At 39.6% G+C, this 23,877-nt stretch carries 20 protein-coding genes and 1 tRNA gene; 20 read left to right on the forward strand and 1 reads right to left on the reverse strand.

Annotation, left to right across the window (positions count from 1 at the left end):
- The first annotated feature begins 12 nt into the window (after window positions 1-12).
- The 19 genes from plsX (at window position 13) to ligA (ending at window position 20,308) form a co-directional block, all read left to right on the forward strand.
- Entirely contained in the window at window positions 13-1,017 is a 1,005-nt protein-coding gene (plsX, locus tag DW019_RS03055; RefSeq protein ID WP_022376851.1) for a phosphate acyltransferase PlsX, read from the forward strand.
- 15 nt (window positions 1,018-1,032) lie between these two features.
- A complete protein-coding gene (rnc, locus tag DW019_RS03060) occupies window positions 1,033-1,731 on the forward strand; it encodes a ribonuclease III (protein ID WP_118442492.1) in 699 nt (232 codons plus the stop codon).
- Window positions 1,732-1,734: 3 nt separating this feature from the next.
- The gene (gene smc, locus DW019_RS03065) at window positions 1,735-5,298 is read left to right on the forward strand and encodes a chromosome segregation protein SMC (RefSeq protein WP_118442493.1); all 3,564 of its coding nucleotides are present in this window, start codon (window positions 1,735-1,737) and stop codon (window positions 5,296-5,298) included.
- Between the two features lie 16 nt (window positions 5,299-5,314).
- Window positions 5,315-6,238 carry a signal recognition particle-docking protein FtsY gene (gene ftsY / locus DW019_RS03070; RefSeq protein WP_022376848.1) on the forward strand — a complete coding sequence of 308 codons (924 nt, stop codon included), beginning with the start codon at window positions 5,315-5,317 and terminating at the stop codon, window positions 6,236-6,238.
- Between the two features lie 21 nt (window positions 6,239-6,259).
- On the forward strand, window positions 6,260-7,480 hold the full coding sequence (gene ilvA, locus DW019_RS03075; RefSeq protein ID WP_022376847.1) for a threonine ammonia-lyase: 1,221 nt from the start codon (window positions 6,260-6,262) through the stop codon (window positions 7,478-7,480).
- Window positions 7,481-7,493: 13 nt separating this feature from the next.
- Window positions 7,494-8,720 carry an ATP phosphoribosyltransferase regulatory subunit gene (gene hisZ / locus DW019_RS03080; protein ID WP_022376846.1) on the forward strand — a complete coding sequence of 409 codons (1,227 nt, stop codon included), beginning with the start codon at window positions 7,494-7,496 and terminating at the stop codon, window positions 8,718-8,720.
- A gap of 30 nt (window positions 8,721-8,750) precedes the next feature.
- A complete protein-coding gene (gene hisG / locus DW019_RS03085; RefSeq protein ID WP_022376845.1) occupies window positions 8,751-9,389 on the forward strand; it encodes an ATP phosphoribosyltransferase in 639 nt (212 codons plus the stop codon).
- A gap of 14 nt (window positions 9,390-9,403) precedes the next feature.
- A complete protein-coding gene (gene hisD / locus DW019_RS03090) occupies window positions 9,404-10,714 on the forward strand; it encodes a histidinol dehydrogenase (RefSeq protein ID WP_117478598.1) in 1,311 nt (436 codons plus the stop codon).
- Window positions 10,715-10,829: 115 nt separating this feature from the next.
- Window positions 10,830-11,177 carry a 50S ribosomal protein L19 gene (gene rplS / locus DW019_RS03095; RefSeq protein WP_022376843.1) on the forward strand — a complete coding sequence of 116 codons (348 nt, stop codon included), beginning with the start codon at window positions 10,830-10,832 and terminating at the stop codon, window positions 11,175-11,177.
- A gap of 74 nt (window positions 11,178-11,251) precedes the next feature.
- Window positions 11,252-11,866, forward strand: a complete 615-nt coding sequence (lepB, locus tag DW019_RS03100) for a signal peptidase I (RefSeq protein ID WP_182431030.1) — start codon at window positions 11,252-11,254, stop codon at window positions 11,864-11,866.
- A 12-nt stretch (window positions 11,867-11,878) separates the two neighbouring features.
- The gene (gene ylqF / locus DW019_RS03105) at window positions 11,879-12,742 is read left to right on the forward strand and encodes a ribosome biogenesis GTPase YlqF (RefSeq protein WP_022376841.1); all 864 of its coding nucleotides are present in this window, start codon (window positions 11,879-11,881) and stop codon (window positions 12,740-12,742) included.
- Window positions 12,732-13,190, forward strand: coding sequence for a CYTH domain-containing protein (locus DW019_RS03110; protein WP_118442495.1), 459 nt, complete (start codon window positions 12,732-12,734; stop codon window positions 13,188-13,190). The genes ylqF and DW019_RS03110 overlap by 11 nt, the downstream gene beginning before the upstream one ends.
- A 70-nt stretch (window positions 13,191-13,260) precedes the next feature.
- On the forward strand, window positions 13,261-14,595 hold the full coding sequence (gdhA, locus tag DW019_RS03115; RefSeq protein WP_022376839.1) for an NADP-specific glutamate dehydrogenase: 1,335 nt from the start codon (window positions 13,261-13,263) through the stop codon (window positions 14,593-14,595).
- 166 nt (window positions 14,596-14,761) lie between these two features.
- Window positions 14,762-15,670 (forward strand): DUF5688 family protein, encoded by a 909-nt coding sequence (locus DW019_RS03120; protein WP_117478595.1) that lies wholly within the window; start codon window positions 14,762-14,764, stop codon window positions 15,668-15,670.
- Window positions 15,671-15,718: 48 nt separating this feature from the next.
- Window positions 15,719-15,791: transfer RNA gene (locus tag DW019_RS03125), tRNA-Arg, on the forward strand.
- A 42-nt stretch (window positions 15,792-15,833) separates the two neighbouring features.
- Window positions 15,834-16,727, forward strand: coding sequence for an Hsp33 family molecular chaperone HslO (gene hslO / locus DW019_RS03130; protein WP_117478594.1), 894 nt, complete (start codon window positions 15,834-15,836; stop codon window positions 16,725-16,727).
- Between the two features lie 69 nt (window positions 16,728-16,796).
- Window positions 16,797-17,531 carry a hypothetical protein gene (locus tag DW019_RS03135; RefSeq protein ID WP_118442496.1) on the forward strand — a complete coding sequence of 245 codons (735 nt, stop codon included), beginning with the start codon at window positions 16,797-16,799 and terminating at the stop codon, window positions 17,529-17,531.
- Between the two features lie 90 nt (window positions 17,532-17,621).
- Window positions 17,622-18,344: a pseudouridine synthase gene (locus DW019_RS03140; RefSeq protein WP_118442497.1), complete on the forward strand. Its 723-nt coding sequence runs from the start codon at window positions 17,622-17,624 to the stop codon at window positions 18,342-18,344.
- On the forward strand, window positions 18,344-20,308 hold the full coding sequence (ligA, locus tag DW019_RS03145) for an NAD-dependent DNA ligase LigA (protein WP_118442498.1): 1,965 nt from the start codon (window positions 18,344-18,346) through the stop codon (window positions 20,306-20,308). The genes DW019_RS03140 and ligA overlap by 1 nt, the downstream gene beginning before the upstream one ends.
- On the opposite strand, the gene DW019_RS03150 is transcribed toward ligA, so the two are convergent.
- Window positions 20,292-21,779 (reverse strand): polysaccharide biosynthesis protein, encoded by a 1,488-nt coding sequence (locus DW019_RS03150; protein ID WP_182431031.1) that lies wholly within the window; start codon window positions 21,777-21,779, stop codon window positions 20,292-20,294. The two genes, ligA and DW019_RS03150, sit on opposite strands and share 17 nt — an antisense overlap.
- A 117-nt stretch (window positions 21,780-21,896) precedes the next feature.
- Here DW019_RS03150 and DW019_RS03155 point away from each other — a divergent pair, with 117 nt between their 5' ends.
- Window positions 21,897-23,849: a hypothetical protein gene (locus DW019_RS03155; protein WP_118442500.1), complete on the forward strand. Its 1,953-nt coding sequence runs from the start codon at window positions 21,897-21,899 to the stop codon at window positions 23,847-23,849.
- Window positions 23,850-23,877: the final 28 nt, after the last annotated feature.

Consider the following 23,877-nt stretch of genomic DNA (forward strand, 5'->3'; position numbering starts at 1 on the left):
GAGGTAAAAAAGATGGAAAATAAAGTTGTAATTGCGTTAGATGCCATGGGTGGCGATTACGCACCGGTTGAAACAGTAAAGGGAGCCGTAGAGGCAGTAAATGAGAATAAGGGTATGAAAGTAATTCTTGTTGGCAGAGAAGAAGAAATAAAAAGTGAGCTTGCAAAATATACCTATGAGGAAGCAAGCATTGAAATCGTGAATGCAACAGAAATTATTGATATGGGTGAAGTCCCAACAAAGGCAATTCGTGAGAAGAAAGATTCTTCTTTAGTTGTTGCCATGAAATTAGTACGCGATGGAAAGGCGGATGCGATTGTATCGGCAGGAAGTACAGGTGCCATTTTGGTTGGTGGACAACTTGTTGTTGGTCGAATCAAAGGAATCAAGCGTCCGGCACTTGCACCATTTTTACCTTCTAAAAACGGATTTTCTCTGTTAATCGACTGTGGAGCGAATGTAGACGCTCGTCCGGAACATCTGGTTCAGTTTGCTCAGATGGGTTCGGTTTATTTTGAAAACGTTATGGGCAAAAAAAATCCAACGGTTGGTATTGTAAATATCGGAACCGAAGAGGAAAAAGGAAATCAGCTTGTGAAAGAAACATATCCGTTGCTTCGTGACTGCAAAAACATTAATTTTGTCGGAAGTGTTGAGGCAAGAGATATTGCAAAAGGCGGCACAGATATTCTTGTCTGTGAAGCTTTTGTCGGTAATGTGATTTTGAAATTCTTTGAAGGTGTTGCTAAAACATTCTTAGGCTGCATCAAAGAGGGCATTATGAAGAGCCTCCGCACAAAAATCGGTGGTATGCTGATTAAACCGGCATTAAAAGGATTATTAAAGACATTTGATGTCAGCAGCCAGGGCGGTGCCCCGTTGTTAGGATTAAAAGGGCTTGTGGTAAAGGCTCATGGAAATTCCAAGAGTGCGGAAATCAAAACGGCTTTGGGACAATGTATTACATTTAAAGAAAATAGTATTAATGAAAAAATACAGGACAAGATTCAGGCTTAAAGGAGGCTTTGTGCTGTGAAAGAAGACAAATTAACACAGTTACAGGACAAAATTGGATATCACTTTCAAAATCTTTCGTTGCTTAACAATGCGCTGACACATAGTTCGTATGCTAATGAGAGGCATTGGAAATATGAGAGAAACAATGAGCGGCTGGAATTTTTGGGAGATGCTGTTTTAGAATTGGTAAGCAGTGATTATATCTTCTCAAACCATAAGGATATGGTAGAAGGAAAAATGACGAAGCTGCGTGCCAGTTTAGTATGCGAGATGAGTCTTGCATCTTCTGCCAGGGAAATTGAATTAGGAGAATATTTGAAACTGGGACACGGCGAATGGGTTACCGGTGGCGGCAAGAGAGATTCAATTTTGTCTGACGCTTTTGAAGCTGTGATTGGCGCAATTTATCTGGATGGTGGATTGAATCCGGCAAGAGAGTTTATTTTGCAGTATGTTTTATCGGACATCGAAAAGAAACAGTTATTTTATGACAGTAAGACAATTTTGCAGGAAATTATCCAGAGCAAATTTCACGAAAAAACAAATCTTTCTTATGCACTGGAAAAAGAGGAAGGCCCTGACCACAATAAATCGTTTGAAGTGGTCTGCATGGTAAATGAGAAAGCCTATGGCCGTGGAAGAGGCCGTACGAAAAAGGCGGCCGAACAAAAGGCGGCGTATGAAACGATATTATTATTGAGACAGGAGAAGTAGTCCATGTATTTGAAAAGTATAGAAGTTCAGGGTTTCAAATCCTTTGCAAAAAAACTTGTATTTGAATTTCATAATGGAATTACCGGAATTGTCGGACCAAACGGCAGTGGAAAAAGTAATGTTGCCGATGCGGTCCGCTGGGTATTAGGCGAACAAAGTGCTAAGCAGTTACGTGGTTCGAGCATGCAGGATGTTATCTTTTCGGGAACGGAGATGCGCAAACCACAAAGTTATGCATATGTTGCATTGACAATCAGCAATGAGGACCACAAATTAAATCTGCCTTATGAAGAGGTACAGGTAGCGAGAAGAGTGTACCGTTCCGGTGAAAGTGAATACTTGTTAAATGGTGTAACCTGCCGTCTCCGTGATGTACAGGAATTGTTTTTTGATACCGGTATCGGAAAAGAAGGTTATTCCATCATCGGGCAGGGACAGATTGACAAAATTCTTAGTGGTAAACCGGAAGAACGAAGAGAATTATTTGACGAAGCTGCCGGTATCGTCAAATTCAAAAAAAGAAAGGCTGCTGCTGAGAAAAATCTGGAGACAGAACGTCAAAATCTTCTTCGTGTACAGGATATTTTAACAGAATTAGAAAAACAGGTTGGTCCACTGGAAGAACAGTCGAAAAAGGCGAAAGAATTCCTTCAGTTAAAAGAAGAGTTAAAACAGTTTGAAGTAGGACTGTTCTGCATGGATTATGAGACATTACAGCAGGAAACAGAAGAAATTGAGAAAAACCTTTCCCATACAAAAGAAGAATTGGAACAGGCAAAAGCGGATAAAGAAAAATCGCGTTCTGAATATGATTCGGTAGAGTCTGCAATTGCGGAGTTTGATCGTTCGGTTGAGAAGAAAAAGGAAAAAGTAAATCAGGATAAACTTTTGATTACGAATTTTGAAGGAGAAATTCGTATTACCAAGGAAAAAATTTCGTCTGCCGCACAGGGAAAAGAATATTACAAAGAGCGTACGGATGCATTGGAGGAATCCAAACAGGCAGCAAATGAGGAACTGGCTTCTTATACTGCTTCTCAGAAAGAGGCACTTTTAGAACTCGAGAAAATTACAGACGAAGAAAAATCGCTTAGCAGCCAGATGGAGCAGTTAGAGAAAGCAATTTTAGAAGATGAAATCGAGTTAAGCGAACAGAATGAGCAGATTATGGATTCGATGAATGCTTCCAGTAAGATTACTGTGGAACAGCAGAAAGCGAAATCCATGCTGGAGCAGAATAAGATTCGTAAAGCAGAATTAAATCAGAAGATTTTAGCAAATAAAACACAATATTCTTCAGCGGAAGAAGAAATGAAAAGAGAAGAGGAACTTTTGAAGGCGGCAAAGAAAGAGTTAGACTCTGCTTATGTGGCGAAAAAAGAACTCTTACGAAATGCAGATATAAAACGGCAGGATATTTTATCTTTGCAGAAAAAGCAGCAGGAAAAACAAAAGAATTACCATATCATTGATTCTAAACTGGAAACGGTAAAAAACATGGCAGAGCGCTATGAGGGGTACAGTCAGAGTATCCGCCGTGTGATGGAGCAGAAGAAACAGGAACCAGGTGTGCTTGGCGTTGTTGCAGATATTATCCGGGTGAAAGAAAAATATATTACTGCTGTTGAGACAGCACTTGGCGGAAATATTCAAAATATCGTAACAGAGGATGAACATGTTGCAAAACGAATGATTCAGTATTTAAAGAAGAATCGTTTGGGACGTGCTACATTTTTACCGCTGACGACAGTTACACCGAAAAAAGAAAAGCCATTCCGGGATGAAATTCTAGAGGAAGATGGTGTTCTTGGAAATGTAGCTTCCAAGGTAGACTGCGATGAAAAGTATAAATTAATTATCGAATATCTGTTAGGGCGTTTTCTTCTTGTGGATACGATTGATCATGCGATGCAGATTAGTAAAAAGTATCAGTACCGAGTGCGTATTGTAACATTAGAGGGTGAATTGTTCCATCCGGGCGGTTCTCTTTCCGGTGGTACCTTTAAGAATAATTCAAATCTGCTTGGCCGCCGCAAGGAGCAGGAAGCATTAGAAAAAGAAAAACAGACGATTGAGAGTGCAATTGCTTCCGTGAAAGAAGAAATTCAGACAGCACAGAAACAGGTGGAAAACTTTGTTAAAGATGCCAATACCAAAGAAGAGACGGTTAAAGAACTGGAATTAAAGAAAAATACGGCTCAGATTAAATATGAGCAGGCAGTATCGGTAAAAGAGCAGAAGGAAAAAGAATACCGCGCTATTGCCAATGATGGAAAAGAAATTGAAAACCAGAAGGCATTAATTGAAGATTCTCTTTCAAGAATCGACAGTGATTTGGAATTGTCGAAGCAGAAAGAGGAGCAGGCAAAAGAGCAGGTAAAACTTTTATCTGTCAAATTGGATGAAGAACGTGAAAAACAAGTGGAGTTACAAGAGAAAATTTCTCAAAACCGCTTAGAAGTTTCTTCGTTCCAGCAAAAGAACAATTATGTAGCTGAAAATATTCACCGAATTGAAGAATCACTTCATGATCTGGAAACAGAATACAACAAATTGATGCAGGAGCAGAAAAATTCGGATGATACGGTTTCTGAGATGGAACAGGCAATTGCCGGTTACGAAGAGAAAAACAAACAGTTACAGGAAGAAATTGTCCGCCTGACCAAAGAAATTGAAGAGGAAAGTAAGCAGAAAGAAGAAATGATGGCATCCCAGAAAGATATTTTTGAAAAGCGGGATGCACTGATGAATCATATGAGCGAACTCGACAAAGAGTCTTTCCGTTTAGAGTCGCGAAAGCAGAACATCGAAGAGAAGATGGAAGCAAAAGTCAATCATATGTGGAATGAATATGAGCTTACATACCGCAGTGCCAAAGAAATTGATATCGACCATTCCATTTCCTACACACGCATGAAGGCGAATGTAACGGATACGAAAAATAAAATTCGTGGTCTTGGCGATGTCAATGTGAATGCAATTGAAGACTTCAAATCCGTCAGTGAGCGTTATACACTTTTGAAAACGCAGCATGACGACTTGATTGAGTCGGAAGACGCACTGAAAAAGATTATTGCTGATTTAGATGAAGAAATGCGCAAACAGTTTACAGAAAAATTTGCGGATATTCAGAAACAGTTTGACAAGGTGTTCCGCGAGTTGTTTGGAGGCGGAAAAGGTACTTTGGAATTAGTCGAGGAAGAAGACGTATTGGAAGCCGGCATTACAATCAATGCGCAGCCGCCGGGAAAGAAACTTGGCAACATGATGCAGTTGTCCGGTGGAGAGAAGGCGTTAACAGCCATTGCACTTTTGTTTGCTATTCAAAATTTGAAACCTTCTCCGTTTTGTCTGCTTGATGAAATTGAGGCAGCACTTGACGATTCCAACGTAAAGCGGTATGCTAAATACTTGCATAAGCTTACAAAAAACACACAGTTTATTGTAATTACCCATCGAAAGGGCACGATGGAAGCAGCGGATGTTCTGTATGGTATTACCATGCAGGAAAAAGGCGTTTCTACGCTGGTATCCGTAAAACTCATTGAAGAGCAGTTAGACAACTAAAAGTAAGGAGACAGCAATGGAAGAAAAAGTTGGATTTTTCAAACGATTAAAAAATGGACTTTCCAAAACGAGAGATTCTTTCGTTTCCGGAATTGATTCTTTGTTTACCGGTTTTTCGGAGATTGATGATGATTTTTATGAAGAACTGGAAGAATTACTGGTAATGGGGGACATCGGTATTAATACTACAATGAGTATTATTGATGGACTCAAAGAACGTGTAAAAGAAGAAAAAATTAAAGAAGCTTCTGCCTGCAAACAGCTTTTGATTGATACCATTAAGGAGCAGATGCAGATTCATGAAGACGCTTATGAATTTGAACACAAAAAGTCTGTTTTATTATTGATTGGTGTAAATGGTGTTGGTAAGACGACCAGTGTCGGCAAACTGGCAGGACAGTTCAAAAATCAGGGTAAAAAGGTAATGCTTGCTGCCGCTGATACATTCCGTGCAGGTGCAATTGATCAGTTAAAAGAATGGGCAAATCGTGCCGGCGTAGATATTATTGCAGGACAGGAAGGTTCTGACCCGGCTGCGATTGTGTACGATGCGGTTGCTGCCGCAAAAGCAAGAGATGTTGATATTCTTCTCTGTGATACAGCAGGAAGACTTCATAATAAGAAAAATTTGATGGCAGAACTTCACAAGATTCATACCATCATCGAAAAAGAGTACCCGGAAGCCTTATTAGAGACCATGATTGTTGTTGATGGTACAACGGGACAGAATGCACTGGCACAGGCAAAAGAATTTAGCGAAGTGGCAGATGTATCAGGTGTTATTTTAACAAAACTTGATGGAACCGCAAAAGGCGGTATTGCGATTGCCATTCAGTCAGAATTAAGCATTCCGGTTAAGTATATCGGAATTGGTGAACAAATTGGTGACTTACAGAGATTTGATGCCGAAGAGTTTGTGAATGCATTATTTGAAGAATAGAGAAAGGTTGTGTTTTACCGGATGATGACGTTAGATCAGTTTGAGCAGGCAAGTGAAAAGGTGCAGAATGTAATTCTTCCTACAAATTTAATATATAGTGAGTATTACAGTGCACAGACCGGCGGAAAAATTTACTTAAAGCCGGAAAATATGCAGTATACAGGTGCTTATAAAGTTCGTGGTGCCTACTATAAAATCAGTACCATGTCAGAAGAGGACAGACAAAAAGGACTCATTACCGCTTCTGCCGGAAACCATGCACAGGGCGTTGCTTATGCAGCGAAATTGTTTGGGGTAAAGGCAGTAATTGTAATGCCAAATACAACACCGTTAATCAAAGTAAACCGCACAAAAAGCTATGGTGCAGAGGTAGTTCTTCACGGTGATGTATATGACGATGCGTGTTCTTATGCTTTGCAGTTAGCAGAGGAAAAAGGATACACTTTTATTCATCCGTTTGATGATGAAGTGGTAGCAACCGGACAGGGCTCCATTGCCATGGAGATTATTAAAGAACTTCCAACCGTTGATATGATTTTAGCACCGGTTGGCGGCGGCGGTTTGTTATGCGGCGTTTCAACACTCGCCAAATTATTAAATCCGAATATTAAAGTCATTGGTGTAGAGCCTGCAGGTGCAAACTGTATGCAGGAGTCGTTAAAGCAGGGAAAAGTTGTCTCTCTACCAAATGTCAATACCATTGCAGATGGTACGGCAGTAAAGACACCGGGACATAATATTTTCCCATATATCCAGAAAAATGTAGATGAAATTATCACCGTGGATGACCACGATTTGATTGTTAATTTCTTAGACATGGTGGAAAATCATAAAATGGTAGTTGAAAATTCCGGTCTGCTTACGGTATCTGCACTGAAGCAGTTAGACTGCAAAGGCAAGAAAATTGTCTGTATCTTAAGTGGCGGTAATATGGATGTCATTACAATGTCTTCTGTTGTTCAGCACGGACTTATTCAGCGTGGCAGAATCTTTACCGTGAGTGTCCAGCTTCCGGACCGTCCGGGTGAATTGGTACGGGTGGCAGATGTGATTGCAAAAGCACAGGGAAATATTATCCGCTTAGAGCATAACCAGTTTGTCAGCATTAACCGAAATGCCGCCGTGGAACTTACGATTACGATGGAAGCGTTTGGCAATGACCATAAAGAATCCATTATTGCAGCATTAAAAAAGGCAGGGTATACACCGAAACCGGAACAGCCGACTGCCGTTTACCAATAAAGGAGGAGCCGTGATGGACCAGAAATCATTACTCTTTACACCGGAAGGTGTACGAGACATCTACGGAGAAGATTGTGAAAGAAGAGCCAAAATTCAGCAGGGAATTCATACGATTATGAAACAGTATGGATTTAAGAATATTCAAACGCCTACTTTTGAGTTCTTTGATATTTTTAACAGAGAACGTGGAACTGTAAAATCTGCTGATATGTTTAAGTTCTTTGACCAGTACAACAATACGCTTGTGCTGCGTCCGGATATCACACCGTCGATTGCACGTTGTGTGGCTAAGTATTATGAAAAAGAAGAAATGCAGATTCGTCTGTGCTATACAGGAAGTACCTTTACCCGCTTAAGCGGTTATCAGGGAAAACTTTCGGAAATCACACAGCTCGGTGCGGAAATGATGAATGATGCGTCTTCCGATGCCGATGGTGAAATTATTGCCATGACGATTGAATGTCTGCAAAAATCGGGTTTGAAAGAGTTTAAAGTCGATATTGGACACGCTGATATTTTCCGCGGGCTTATTGAGGAGACGGATTTATCCGAAGAAGAAATCGAGACGTTAAAAACCTATTTAAATAACAAAAATATTTTTGCGGTTGAGGATATGCTCGAAAACCGCGATATGCCACAAGAATGTAAAAATCTTTTGGTAAAAATGCCGGATTTGTTTGGCGGAATCGAAACCATTACTTATGTTAAGGAACAGACCACAAACAAACGTGCCTTAAAAGCGTTAGAGCGATTAGAAAAAATCTATGAGATTTTGTCGGTATCCGGTTTAGAAGACCATATCACATTTGATTTGGGACTTTTGTCGCATTATGAATATTACACCGGAGTTATTTTCAAGGCTTATACATATGGTACCGGAGATGCGATTGTGACCGGTGGCCGGTATGATAATCTGGTCGAACAGTTCGGTAAAAAGACCCCCGCGGTTGGATTTGCGTTACTGTTAGACCAATTGATGGAAGCACTTAGAAGCCAGGAGATTCCAATTGAGGCACAGGAGAAAGATTACCTGATTTTGTACCGCTCAGCGAATCGAAAAAAAGCGTTAGAGATGGCAAAATCTTATCGTACGGATAATCAGCCGGCAAGACTGCTTCGAAAGGACGCACAGACACCATTAAGTGAGTATATTGCCTATGGCAAGCGAAATGAGGTTTCCAAGCTCCTTTATATTGATGACACCGGTGAAATTTCAGAGTTTGACTTATCGGAAATGTAATGCAGACAAAAGTTTGAAATGGAGGTTTTCATGAAATATATTACGATTGCACTCGCAAAGGGCCGTCTTGCAAAACAGACACTTGCACTGCTTGAGCAGACCGGCATTACCTGCGAGGAAATGAAAGACAAAGATACAAGAAAGTTGATTTTTATCAACGAGGAGTTGAAATTAAAATTCTTCCTTTCCAAAACATCGGATGTACCTACTTATGTGGAGTATGGCGCGGCAGATTTAGGTGTCGTAGGAAGCGATACAATTATGGAAGAGGGAAGAAAAGTATTAGAAGTTTTGGATTTAGGACTTGGCAAATGCAATATGTGTGTTGCAGGTCCTGCTTCAGCAAAAGAATTGCTGCATAATAATCAGGTGATTCGTGTTGCCTCGAAATATCCGGCAATTGCGAAAAACTATTTTTATAATCAGAAACATCAGACTGTGGAAATTGTAAAATTAAATGGTTCTGTTGAACTTGCACCAATTGTTGGTTTGTCCGAGGTCATTGTTGATATTGTTGAGACGGGCTCGACATTAAAGGCAAACGGACTAGAGGTATTGGAAACAATTTGTCCATTATCCGCCCGCGTGATTGTTAATGAAGCAAGTATGAAATTGCAGCGTGAGCGTATTACGAAACTGATTAAAGATTTAAAACAGGCACTGGAATAAGGAGGAATGGTAACATGCGCATGGTACAGCTTACCAAACAGGAAAAAGAAAATATTTTGGAAAATTTGTTGAAACGCAGCCCGAACCAGTATGATGAGTATCAGGAAGCAGTCAATGAAATTTTGGAAAATGTAAAAAAAGAAGGAGACAAGGCGGTCTTTGATTATACGAAGCGCTTTGACAAAGCCAATATTTCTAAAGAGACCTTGTATGTGACAGAAGAAGAGATCAAAGAGGCATATTCTCTTGTTGATGCTGACTTAATTGAGACAATGAAAAAATCGATTGCAAACATTCGCGATTTTCATGAACGTCAGGTGAGAAACAGCTGGTTTCACACAAGAGAGGATGGTGTGATTTTAGGACAGCGCATTACAGCATTAGCAAGTGTTGGTGTTTATGTGCCGGGCGGAAAAGCAGCTTATCCATCCAGTGTTTTGATGAATATTATTCCTGCAAAAGTGGCTGGCGTAAAACGTATTGTTATGGCAACTCCTCCGGGAAAAGACGGAAAAGTGACACCGGTCACTTTGGTAGCTGCTCATTTGGCCGGCGCCTCAGAAGTTGTAAAGGTTGGCGGTGCACAGGCGATTGCAGCACTCGCTTATGGAACGGAATCAATTCCGAAAGTAGATAAAATTGTAGGTCCCGGTAATATTTTTGTTGCCCTTGCCAAGAAAACGGTATACGGACATGTCAGCATCGACTCGGTTGCCGGCCCGAGTGAAATTCTTGTGCTTGCAGACGAAACTGCAAATCCACGTTACGTGGCTGCTGATTTGTTATCCCAGGCAGAACACGATGAGTTAGCGTCCGCAATTTTGGTGACGACAAGCCGTGAACTGGCAGAACAGGTATCGAAAGAAGTGGATACTTTTGTTGCTTCTTTATCCCGTAAGGAAATCATTTCAAAATCTTTGGAAAACTATGGATACCTTTTGATTGCTGACAATATGGATGAGGCAATTGACGTGGTAAATGAGATTGCTTCCGAGCATTTGGAAATCATTACGAAAAATCCGTTTGACACAATGACGCGTGTAAAGAATGCCGGTGCCATGTTCTTAGGTGAATACTCCAGTGAACCGCTTGGCGATTATTTTGCCGGACCAAACCATGTCCTTCCGACAAATGGAACAGCGAAATTCTTCTCCCCATTGTCCGTTGATGATTTCATCAAGAAATCCAGCGTAATTTCCTATTCACGTGAAGCACTGGAAGAAGCGCATGAGGACATTATCAAATTTGCGAAAGCAGAGCATTTGACAGCACACGCAAACTCCATCGCTGTGCGCTTTGGCAAAGAGGTCTTTGACGAAAATTAATACTTGACTTGTACAAGTGAAGTATGTTATATTTTTAATGTTGTGAATAAAGTAGATGGTCCTCTGATGGAAATATATCATTAAGAACATCAAAATTAGATTAGGAGGAACAACAATGAACGAAATTATCAAGAAAATCGAAGCAGAGCAGTTGAAAGCTGAAGTACCTGAATTTCACGTTGGTGATACCGTTAAAGTATATGCCAAAGTAAAAGAGGGACAGCGCGAAAGAACACAGGTTTTTGAAGGTGTTGTATTAAAACGCCAGGGCGGAAGCACTCGCGAGACATTTACTGTCCGCAAGTTCTCCAATGGTGTTGGTGTTGAGAAGACATGGCCTCTTCATTCTCCAATTGTTGAGAAAATCGAAATTGTTCGTCTTGGTAAAGTAAGAAGAGCAAAACTGAATTATCTGCGCGGACGCATAGGTAAAGCAGCTAAGGTTAAAGAACTTGTTAAGTAAATATTTGCTTTTCATCGAGGCGCATGGGCTTGGCTCATGCGTCTTTTTCAGTAAATGAGCAAAGGGGTATTGCTATGAATTTAAGGTTTGAAGAAGAAAAAAAACACGAACAGAGAATGCAGTTTCTAAAAGGAGCCATCCGCTTTTTGATTATGGCAGCAGCGGTTGTATTTCTTGCCTGGCTGATTATTACGTTTGCCTTAAAAAAAGTAAGTGTAATTGGCAGTTCCATGGAAACGACACTTTACAATGGGGAAGATGTGATTGTAAACAAAACTTCTTATGTGCTTTTTCCACCAAAAAGAAATCAGATTATTGCTTTTTATCCGGAAGTACAGGACGAGGAGGAGACAATAAACAGTGACAGTATGATTCACATCCGCAGAGTTGCCGGTCTTCCCGGTGAAAAAGTACAAATTAAAAATGGAAAACTTTATATTAATGGAGAAGAACAGAAAGAAAAATATGATTTTGAAGCGATGCATTCCGGCGGACGGGCAGTCAATGAAATTACGCTCAAAGACGATGAGTATTTTGTGCTAAGTGACAGCCGCAATGACATGGATGACAGTCGGAATTCATCTTTTACAAAAGTTACGAAAAAGAATATTATCGGAAAAGTAATTTTGCGGCTTGACCCATTTTCCTTAATTGGAGGGCCAACGGCAGAAGATAAGAAAACGGAATAGGAGGAAGTTTCGATGCATTTTCAATGGTATCCGGGGCATATGACAAAAGCAAAACGTGCCATGCAGGAAGATATCAAACTAATTGATGTCATTATTGAACTGGTGGATGCTAGAATCCCCCGAAGCAGCAAAAATCCTGATATTGATTCGCTGGCACAGGGAAAATCAAGAATTTTACTGTTAAATAAAAGCGATATGGCGGATGCGGCAAAGACTCAGTCATGGATTTCATATTATGAGAAACAGGGCTTTTTAGCATTGGCAGTCAATTCAAAAAAGAAAAATGAATTAAAACAGGTGAATGCGTTAGTGCAGAAAGCCTGTGAAAAGAAAATTGAGCGCGATCGCAAACGAGGCATTAAAAATCGTCCGGTTCGTGCTATGATTGTTGGTATCCCGAATGTTGGAAAGTCTACATTTATTAATAGTTTTGCCGGAAAAGCATGTGCAAAAACAGGAAATAAACCGGGCGTTACCAAAGGGAAACAGTGGATTCGCCTAAATAAACAGGTAGAACTTTTAGATACACCGGGTATTTTATGGCCGAAGTTTGAAGACCAGACAGTTGGACAGCATTTAGCTTTTATCGGTTCTATTAAAGATGAATTAATCCAGAGTGTAGAACTTGCACTGGATTTGATTGAGTTTTTAACGGCAAGTTATCCGGGAATTCTTGGTAAAACATATTCCGTTGATGAATCTGAGGATTCCGTTGCTATTTTAAATGCAATTGCTGTAAACCGCGGCTGTCTGAAAAAAGGAAATGAGTTAGACCATGATAAGGCTGCTTTTTTGCTTTTGGATGATTTCCGCAATGCAAGACTTGGAAAAATTTCAGTTGAAAATCCGCAGGATGGTGAGAATAATGGAAATTGAGAAAAAATTTTTAGTGAGTGACATTCCGGATTTAAGCCAGGCGGTCAAAGTGTTTGAAATTGAACAGGGATATCTGTGTTCGGAACCGACCGTGCGGATCCGCAGGAAAAATGACGACTATATTTTGACTTATAAAAACCGCATTGCTGTTGATGACGAGGCATTGAATGTTTCGGATGAGCGGGAGATGCCTTTGACAAAAGATAGTTTCTTTCATTTGAAACAAAAATGTGATGGCATCTGCATAAAGAAAACGAGATACTGCATCCCATATCAGAATTATATGATAGAACTGGATATCTTTCATGACCGTTATGAAGGACTTATTCTGGCAGAAGTGGAGTTTGACTCTGTTGAAGAAAGTAAATTGTTTGAAAAACCGTCATGGTTTTTAGAGGATGTAAGCGGAAAAGTTGACTATACAAATAGTTATTTAGCCCAAAAGTAATTTTTTACTTGTCAATTTCGTTTTTGCGTCTTATAATGTTAAGTGACAAAAAACGAAGGAGGTTATGACTATGTCATACGTAGATGAGGTATTGGCTGAATTAATCGAGAAGAACCCTGCTGAGCCGGAGTTCCATCAGGCAGCCAAAGAAGTTCTTGAATCACTTCGTCCTGTTGTAGAGCAGAACGAGGAAAAATTCCGTAAAGATGCTTTGCTTGAGCGTCTTGTTAATCCAGAGAGACAGATTAAGTTCCGTGTTCCTTGGGTTGATGATAAAGGACAGGTACAGGTAAATACCGGTTACCGTGTTCAGTTTAACAGTGCTATCGGACCATACAAAGGTGGACTTCGTTTCCATCCATCCGTAAACCTTGGTATCATTAAATTCCTTGGTTTCGAGCAGATTTTCAAAAACTCCCTGACCGGACTTCCGATTGGCGGCGGTAAAGGTGGTTCTGATTTCGATCCAAAAGGTAAATCAGACCGTGAGGTTATGGCATTCTGCCAGAGCTTTATGACAGAACTTTGCAAACATATCGGAGCAGATACAGACGTTCCTGCCGGTGATATCGGTGTTGGTGGACGTGAAATCGGTTATATGTTCGGACAGTATAAGAGAATCCGCAACCTGTATGAAGGTGTTCTGACAGGTAAAGGACTTACTTACGGTGGTTCTCTCGCTCGTACAGAAGCTACCGGATATGGTCTTTTGTACTATACACAGGAAATGTTGAAATGCAACGGACATGATTTGGCTGGTAAAACAGTTGTTGTTTCCGGTGCTGGTAACGTTGCTATTTACGCAACACAGAAAGCTCAGCAGCTTGGTGCAAAGGTTGTTACCGTTTCGGATTCTACCGGCTGGATTTATGATCCGGAAGGAATCGATGTTGAACTTTTGAAAGAAGTAAAAGAAGTTAAGAGAGCACGTCTTACTGAGTATGCAGCAGCTAGAAAGAGCGCTGAGTATCATGAAGGCAGAGGCGTTTGGTCTGTTAAATGTGATGTTGCTCTTCCATGTGCAACTCAGAACGAATTGCACTTAGATGATGCAAAAGCATTGGTTGCTAACGGCGTTATCGCTGTTGCTGAGGGTGCTAACATGCCTACTACTTTGGAAGCTACTGAATATCTTCAGGAGAACGGTGTTCTGTTTGCACCTGGTAAAGCTTCTAACGCCGGTGGTGTTGCTACATCTGCACTTGAGATGAGCCAGAACAGTGAGAGACTTAGCTGGACCTTTGATGAAGTTGATGCAAAACTTCAGGGTATCATGGTTAATATTTTCCATGCTTGTGATGATGCTTCAAAGAAATATGGTTTTGAGAAAAACTATGTTGTAGGTGCTAACATCGCTGGTTTTGAGAAAGTTGCTGAAGCTATGACAGCTCAGGGAATTGTTTAATCAATTAAATGAATAACGATTTAGGAGTCAGCCTCAAAAAAGGCTGGCTTCTTTTTATGTCGTAATGCGCCAAAAATAGCGTCAAACAATCCTTGCAAATCCATCTTTTCTCTGATACAATTTTTGTTACACGGTGATGGGTTATAATAATGGGAAGGGAGTCATTATGACAAAACAAGATTTTATGGAACAATTGATTGAAGAACTGTATCGTTATTTTTCACCGGAGCAGTATCAGTTAGAGGGCAGTGTTTTGCTGAAAAACAATGATACAAAACGGTATGCCATTCTTTTGAAAAAAATCGAAGGGACGGTATCACCTACAATTTATCTGGACAATTTTTACTCTGAATTTGAACACGGAAGAACAACAATCTCCGAAACAGCAAGTCATATTTATGAGCAGATGCACGATTTTGAGGATAAGATAGAAGCATATCAGGAATTTTCTGCCGAATTATCCGATTGCAGCAATAAAATAACATACCGGCTTGTTTCAAAAGAGAGGAATAAACAATTTTTGGAATCGGTACCACATCTTCCTTTCCTGAATATGGCGGTAGTTTTTTATATCATTCATCATGTATCGAAAGAAGGTATGGAATCAATCTGCGTAACAAATGAATTGGCAGGAAAATGGGGACTTTCCGCAAAATCACTCTATATTATTGCCGAAAAAAACACACCCATTCTTTTGCCTCCGGTAATTGATACGATGGAACACACGCTGGAATTACTTATGGGAGAGATTAACTGCGCAATTGAACCTGCCGGGGATTCCAATAAGCCTATTCCGATGCATATTATGACAAATAAGTATCAGATTAATGGTGCATCTGTATTGTTATATCATGGATTACTGGATGGACTGGCAGAAAAACTGGGTACGGATTTATATGTGATTCCAAGCAGTATTCATGAACTGATTATTATGCCGGCAGAAGATGGTTCCTTGTCATTATCAAAATTATCCGATATGGTAAAAGAAATCAATGAAAATCATGTAAAAGAGGAGGAAATTTTGTCCGATTGTGCCTACTATTATGACCATAAGGAAAAATCGTTTTATATGTAAAAAACACTTTACAAAGTCGAATCCATTGATATATAATAGATGAGTAATGCATCTGTGGCTCAGTGGATAGAGTAGAGGCTTCCGAAGCCTTTGGTCGGGGGTTCGAATCCCTCCAGGTGCATTCTTTTTATGCATTAGACTCTGGCTTAAAAGGAGAGATTACATGGAGAACAAAAAGGATTATATCGTACGTGGTACAGCGGCAAATGGTCAAATTCGCTGTTTTGCCATTACTTCAAGAAATTTAGTAGAAGAGGCAAGAAGCCGTCATCAAACAAGCCCTGTCATTACCGCGGCACTTGGCAGATTATTATCCGGTGGTGCTATGATGGGTGCCATGATGAAGGGGGAGAAAGATTTATTGACACTGCAGATTCAGTGCAGCGGACCGGTGCAGGGACTCACAGTAACAGCAGATGCTTTTGGGCATGTAAAAGGCTATGCAGTAAATCCGGTGGTATCTCTTCCTGCCAGAAAAGATGGCAAGCTGGATGTTGGAGGTGCACTTGATTTAGGCGTTTTAACGGTAATTAAGGATATCGGCATGAAAGAGCCGTATTCCGGACAGGTGCAGTTGGTTTCCGGGGAAATTGCAGAGGATCTCACATATTATTTTGCAGCATCGGAGCAGACTCCATCATCGGTAGCATTAGGTGTGCTGATGAATAAAAACAATACCGTTGCGCAGGCTGGTGGTTATATCATTCAGCTTATGCCGGATGTCGAGGAAGAAACCATCGAAATATTAGAAAAGCGTTTAGCCTCCATTGAACCGGTAACAACCTTGTTCGAGAAAGGCCATTCTCCGGAATCGATTCTTGCGGCAATTTTAGATAGCTTTGAGGTGGAACTGTCAGAAGAAAAACTTCCGGTTTGCTTTCACTGTAACTGCTCGAAGGAGCGTATGGAGCGTGCTCTTGTAAGTCTTGGAAGTAAGGAATTGGAAGATATTATAAAAGATGGTGAATCAATTGAACTGCATTGCCATTTTTGTAATTCCAATTATTCATTCTCCATAGAGGAGCTTAAGCAGATAAAAAATGGCTTAAAAGAATAGACAAAGACACCAAAAATTGCTATACTGTTATAGGGTAAAACGAATTACAATAGAAAGCTGGAATATACTATGAAATTAAAATATAAGAAAATGGTCATCATTGCATCCATTGTTGTTATGGCACTTGGATTTGTAGCACTTGTCTTTTTGGATAACGGAAGTCCGAATCAGAATGCACAGACAGCAGATTTGAACTTAAACGAGAACAAAGACATTAATAAACTGATTGAAAATTACTTTAATGCTAAAAAGTCCGTCAATATGGACGCTTTAAGCGAGTTAGTCAGTGATCCAAGCAGAATTCCAAAAGATCGCTATACGATATTAGCCAGTTATGTGGAAAACTATAAGGATTTTGATTGTTATTGCATTAAAAATGAGGAAATGGATTCGTATCGTGTTTATGTAAAGTATAACATGAAGTTAAAGAATATTGAAAGCTGGGTTCCTTGTTTGACCAAGTATTATGTTAAAATAACATCCGAAGGAAAGTATGTCATTTACTTTAGTGCTTTGGATAATTCCGAAGTGGAGTTTATTAACCTGGCAGATAAGAACGAAGAAATTCAGAAATTGAAGCAGGAAGTAAACAAAAGCATGTCCGATATATTGGAAAAGGATGCCACCTTTAAACAGTATTATCAGAAAATGCAAAAAGAGATTAAAGCGGCAGCAAATGGTGAAAGTGCTTCCGCATCACCGGCAGCATCAGCTGCGAATAATGGAACCGCAGTTCCAAGCACTGCTCCGAGTACGGCACCAAGTTCCGTTCCGAGTGCAAGTAGTGCACCAGCAGCAAACTGACAAAAGAAAATGAATTACAAAGATGGTACGTTTGAATCGTCAGACGTACCATTTTATTCCTAAGTAAAGAGAATAAAGGATGATAAAACTATGCAGGAAACAGGTACGCGAATTAATAAATATATGAGTCAGTGTGGCTACTGCTCCAGAAGAGAAGCTGATCGGCTGATTGAAAAAGGGGAAGTATGGATTAACGGTACTTTGGCAACAATGGGAACAAAAGTGATGCCCGGCGATACGGTAATGGTTCATCATACAACAATTACTCCTTGCCAAAAAGAATATCTTCTTGCATTTCACAAGCCTGCCGGTATTGTGTGCACGACAAGCAAAATAGATAAGAATAATGTAATTGATTACTTGAATTTCCCGGAGCGGATTTATCCGGTAGGAAGACTGGATAAAGAATCTACCGGTTTATTGCTTCTTACCAATAATGGACAATTGATGGACGATATTTTACGGGGAAGCAATTATCACGAAAAAGAGTATATTGTTCATGTAAATAAACCAATTACGGATTCTGTATTGCAGGCAATGGCTCAGGGTGTACCAATTTTAGATACAATAACCAGACCATGTAAGATACGCCGGATGGGAAAGGACTGCTTCTACATTACATTAACGCAGGGATTAAACCGTCAAATTCGTCGAATGTGTGAATATTTTGACTATCGTGTCACCAGTTTGAAAAGAATCCGGATTATGAATATTGAACTTGGTTCGCTCCCTGTCGGTAAATGGCGTGAGCTGACACCATCCGAAATAAAAACATTGAAAAATCTGGCACAGAATAAAGGAGAAGCAGAATAATGGAGAATGTATCCCGCATGAAAGAATTGATTTCACGTTTGAACCACGCTGCCAAAGTATATTATCAGGGGCAGGGTGAAGAGATGTCAAATTTTGAATATGATAAACTTTATGATGAACTGCTTGCATTGGAAAAAGAAACCGGCATTACGATGAACAACAGCCCAACCATTCATGTCGGATATGAAACCATTAGTGAACTTCCAAAAGAGCAGCATGTTCAGCCAATGCTTTCTTTAAATAAAACAAAAGAACCGGCGGATTTGGTTGCATGGCTTGGAAACAAGCAGGGCCTTTTGTCAATGAAATTAGATGGCTTGAGTATTATTTTGACTTATGAAAACGGTGAATTAGTAAAAGCATTGACACGTGGAAATGGTGAAATTGGAGAAGTCATCACAAATAATGCAAAAACGTTTGTAAATATACCGGGACATATTCAGTATACCGGCACTTTAATTGTTCGTGGTGAAGCTTTGATTCGATATTCCGATTTTAAAGAATTAAATAAGCAGGAAAATGTAGAAGAACAGTATAAAAATCCGCGAAACCTCTGCAGCGGAAGCGTACGACAGTTAAATAACGAGATTACGTCAAAACGCCGTGTTCATTTCTACGCCTATAATATTATTTCGATTGGAGATGAAATTTCATTCACAAAGAAAAAAGAGGGGCTTTCTTGGCTTGTGAAACAGGGCTTTGAAGTGGCACCTTACCGTGAAGTTTCTGCTTCAAACATAGAAGACATGATAACTTATTTTTCAAATTATGTAAAGCAGTCTGACTTGCCAAGTGATGGTTTGGTATTGACTTTTGATGATGTTGCCTATAGTGCTACACTTGGACGTACAGCTAAATTTCCTCATGATTCGATTGCATTTAAATGGCAGGATGAACTGGCAGAAACGACGCTTCGGGAAATTGAATGGAGTGCTTCACGTACTGGCTTGATTAACCCGGTTGCCGTTTTTGATGCTGTTGAATTAGAAGGAACCACTGTTTCCCGTGCCAGTGTTCATAATGTAAGCATTTTGAAAGAACTGAAATTGGGAATTGGTGATAAAATATTAGTCTATAAGGCCAATATGATTATTCCTCAGATACAGGAAAACAAAACACAGAGCGGAACGTGCGTAATTCCTGATAAATGTCCGGTCTGCGGTGCGTCTACAACATTAGAGCAGGAACACGGTTCTGTCTTTTTGCTCTGTCCAAATAAAGAGTGTTATGCAAAGAAAATAAAACTGCTGACACATTTTGTAAGTCGTAATGCTATGAACATCGACGGCTTATCAGAATCCACACTTGAAAAATTTGTAGCAGATGGCATGATTCATTCATTGACAGACATTTTTTATTTAGAAAAATATCAGGATAAAATTGTTGAGATGGAAGGGTTTGGTGAAAAATCCTACGACAATCTCATTGAGTCTATTGAAAAGGCAAAACAAATACCACTTGCCAATTTACTATACAGCCTTGGCATTAAAGGCATTGGCTTAAGTATGGCAAAACTTATTGCTGAAAAATACCCGTATCCGATTATAAAAATGCAGGAAATCACAGAAGAAGACCTGCTTCAAGTGGATGGCATTGGAGAGGTATTAGCAAAATCTTTTGTCCGGTACTTCGCAGATAAAAACAATCAGGAACAGTTAAAGAATTTAGATGCCCTGCTTATTGTTTCTTATCCGGAGAAAAAAGAGCATCAGCCATTTGCCGGCCTTACCTTTGTTATCACAGGGACATTAAATACATTTGATAACCGTAATCAGTGCAAAGACATGATTGAATCGCTCGGTGGGAAAGTGGCAGGAAGTGTCAGCAAAAACACCAGTTATCTGGTGAATAATGATATTACTTCCCAGTCCTCTAAAAACAAAAAAGCAAAAGAACTTTCGGTTCCGATTATTGAGGAAGCCACACTTGCTCAGATGATTGAAGAGGCTAACGAAAAAGCTTAATATCCTTTTTGGAAATCAAGCCACATTGATAAAAATACAAAAAGGATACAAAAAGAACCGGAATCAGCAATAAGTATGATAAATAAGGCTGATTTGTTAAATGAATCAGGTTACGGCAGAATATTTTACTAATATAGAGAAGGCTCACAAGAAAAACAAACGGCCAGACAAAATATTTTGCAACCTGAATGGTAATGTGTGTTTTCTTCATCAGGTAGATTCCATGACACAAACAGATGACAATCTGGCTGCATAAAAGTCCGAACAGATAACCAAAGATTCCATAAACAGGAGCCAGAAAAAACAGGCAGCCAATTCGAATGATAAGACCAATTACGGTAAAAGCAAAAGTGATTACCGTTTTCCCGAGTCCATTGATAATGCTGCCTAAAGTTGTTGTCACATATAGAAATGGGCATAAGAAAGCAAGCAGCGTCAAAAGTTTTCCGGCATTTTCGCTGTGAAACACAAATTGTCCAAGGTCCATTCCATAATTTAAAAAGACAGCACAGGTGAGCACGCCAAGCAGTAGGGAATAACGGACTGTAACAGAAGTTGTCTGCCGCACATGGTGATTATCTTTTTTGCCACTTGCTCTGGATATGGCTGGCAGTAAAAGAACAGAAAGTGAGTTTGTAATGGTTCCCGGAAAAAGAATAAAAGGCAGTACAACACCTGTCAAAATTCCATAAATTGCCAGTGCATCTTCTAAAGAGGAACCTGCCCTGCATAAAATCGGCGGAATGAAAACCGATTCTACACTGCCAAGAAGTGCAATAATTAATTTTGTGCCGGTGAGTGGCAGTGCCATACGAATTACATTACCAAACTGAGCTTTTTGACAAAATAGATGGGTAAAGGAAGACTCTTTTATCAAATGATACATATTATAAAAGTTGCTTGCCAGTTCACCAATGACAAGTCCGGCTACGGACAAAATAAGAGACGAAACCGGAAGCAAGTCGTAAAAGCAGAAAGAGACAACAAAAACAACCCGGACTAACTGCTCAATAATCTGTGTGACAGCCGGAATCCTGGCATTGTTTTTTCCGTAAAAATATCCATTGATTGTGGAAGTGACACCACAAAAAGGAAAGATAAAAGCCAAAACAAAAAGAAGCGGTGCCGTTTTATCTGCACCTAAAAAAGAATGTGCAATTACTGTGCGGAAAGAAAAAAGGCTAAACGACAAAATGACTGCCAGACAAAGAGAAAGTGTAATACCGGCTTTTATAATTTGTCCATGATTTTTTTGGGGCTGATGCGAGATCAACTGTGATACAGCTGTCTGGATGCCAGCGGCATAAATTGTAAAACAAATCGAATAGACCGGAAAAATTAATTGGTAAATTCCTAAATTTACTTCCCCTAATTCACCGGCAAGAAAAATTCGATAGCAAAAGCCAATAACTCTTGTGGCAAATCCGGCGATTGTTAAAATCATTGTTCCCTTTAATAATTGGTCTTTCACCGCACACCTCATTCTTTTTTTATTAATATATGTGTCAAATCACGAAAAAATGTTGTTAAAATCATTATTTTATAGTATGATAAATAGGAATGTTTATGTACAAAAGGAGAGATACCTGTGTTATTAAAAAGAAATGTTTTTCGTGTTGTGTGTGCCCTTTTTTACTTACCGGTCGCACTTTTAAGCATGTTTGAGATTATCAATTTGGTTATGACCAATTCTCAAAATAGATATTTTCTGGTAGGAGGCGTTGTTTTTGGCGTACTGCTTTTTCTAATTGCCGCGTACTTTATAAAACAAAAAAAATGGTTAATTATTGCCGAGAATAGTCGTCCTATTTCTATTATTTTAGAGACGATTATTGTTGTTCTTGTCGGCGTAGGTCTTTTCTTGTGGCAGAACTTGGTTTACGGATGGAAAACAGCTGCTACATCTTTGGTACTGACTTTATGCATTTATGCAATTGGACGTCTCTGCAGTGGACGGATTTGTGGAATTATCAGTTTTGCAAGCAGTATTTATTTAGTTATTTATCTGAATCAGGCACAGTATCTTCCGGAGCAGATGACGCTGAATATGTTTAGCTTTTTAATTCCATATCTTTGTTTTTTGATTTGGTTAAAGGCTTTAAGATTCGGAGAGAAAACAAGTGTTTTTTCCTGCGTTTTCGGTGCTTTGTTTCTTGGCGTGGTTTTCGCATTTGCTGTTCGAATCAATCCACTTGTAACCGTTTTATTTTTGGGGTGTTTTCTGGCTTTGTTTTTTGCCGGACAAAAAAATCCGAATCCATCCATTTTTTCAAAAGGTAGTTTATGCGCCGTTTATTTTCTTGTATTTACGGCAGGCATATTAGCAGTATTGTTTTTCTTTGAAAAAACAATTGTTACAAATATAACTTTTGTAAAAGATGCATCCCTTCCATTGGATGGCTGGCGTACCATGGTAGATTACATTCTTTTAAAATATGCGAAACCATTATTTTACTTTTTTGCACCATTTTCAAACGGTGTGTTTGTTATGCTTTTCTTCTTCTTTTCTGTTTTAGCCGGATATTATGCTATTCGAAATCGGTTTTCTTATATTGGACCGGTTCTTATCACGTTTTTTGCAGCTGTATGTTACTATATTTTGTGCTCTGAACACACAAATATTTTTTACTGCATTACATGTTTTCTGCCAATTTTAACCGGCTACGGATTCAGTAATATCCTTTTGCCGGAAGAAATTCTGCCGGAAACAGAAAAAAATGAAGCAGAAATGCTTGAACCGGAAAATGCCGAGACAGAAAATTTGGAAACAAAAAATTTGGAAACTGCAACAAAGAGTGAAGAACCTAAACGCGAAGAAAAACCAGAACCTGTACCGGAACCAAAAGAGGCGTTACCGCACAAAGAAGCGAAAGAAAAGGAAAATCTTATCTTGAAAACCTTAGGAAAAATGAAAGATAAAATTCCTGAGTGGACGATGCCGGAAGAATTTATAGAAAAACAGATGGAAATTGAAGAAGAGCCGGAAACTCCTTCGGATGCACTGGTTGAAAATACTTACTTATCGGCACAGACAGAAGAGGAACAGTTAAGTAATTTACTTAACCGTCTGGATATGGCTGAACCGATTAAACGTATGAACGAGAGTGCCCAGGAAGATATGGCGGATGTAATTGAGCGCGATGAAGAAAAGGTAGAATTATCTGAAGCACTGCCTCTTAAGCCATCCAAAAGCACCCTGCCCAAATATCAGAAACCAAAATTTGATTTTGATATTCAGCCGGTTAGTATTCCTTTGGATGACCAGTATTCAAATATCAGTGAATATGATGAAGTTCCAACAATCCATGATTTAGAAAATCAGTGGAAAGATGATTCCAAACCAATTATTGAAACAGTTGCTACAAGCATGGAGGAAGCACCGCAAACATTCAATACGTTGGAAGCGTCCGATACACCGGAGGCTGTTGATTTTACTGTTCCGCCAGAAGAGATTGAGCCTGAGCAGGAAGTTCACAGTGAAGAAATTGTACGCAAAAACGGAATCGGTAAGCGTTCCTATCATAAAATTACCATTCGCTAATGTAATTTGTCACAATCTGTCGAATAAT

The organism is Clostridium sp. AF37-5 (genome assembly GCF_003477605.1).
GTDB lineage: Bacteria > Bacillota > Clostridia > Lachnospirales > Lachnospiraceae > Eubacterium_F.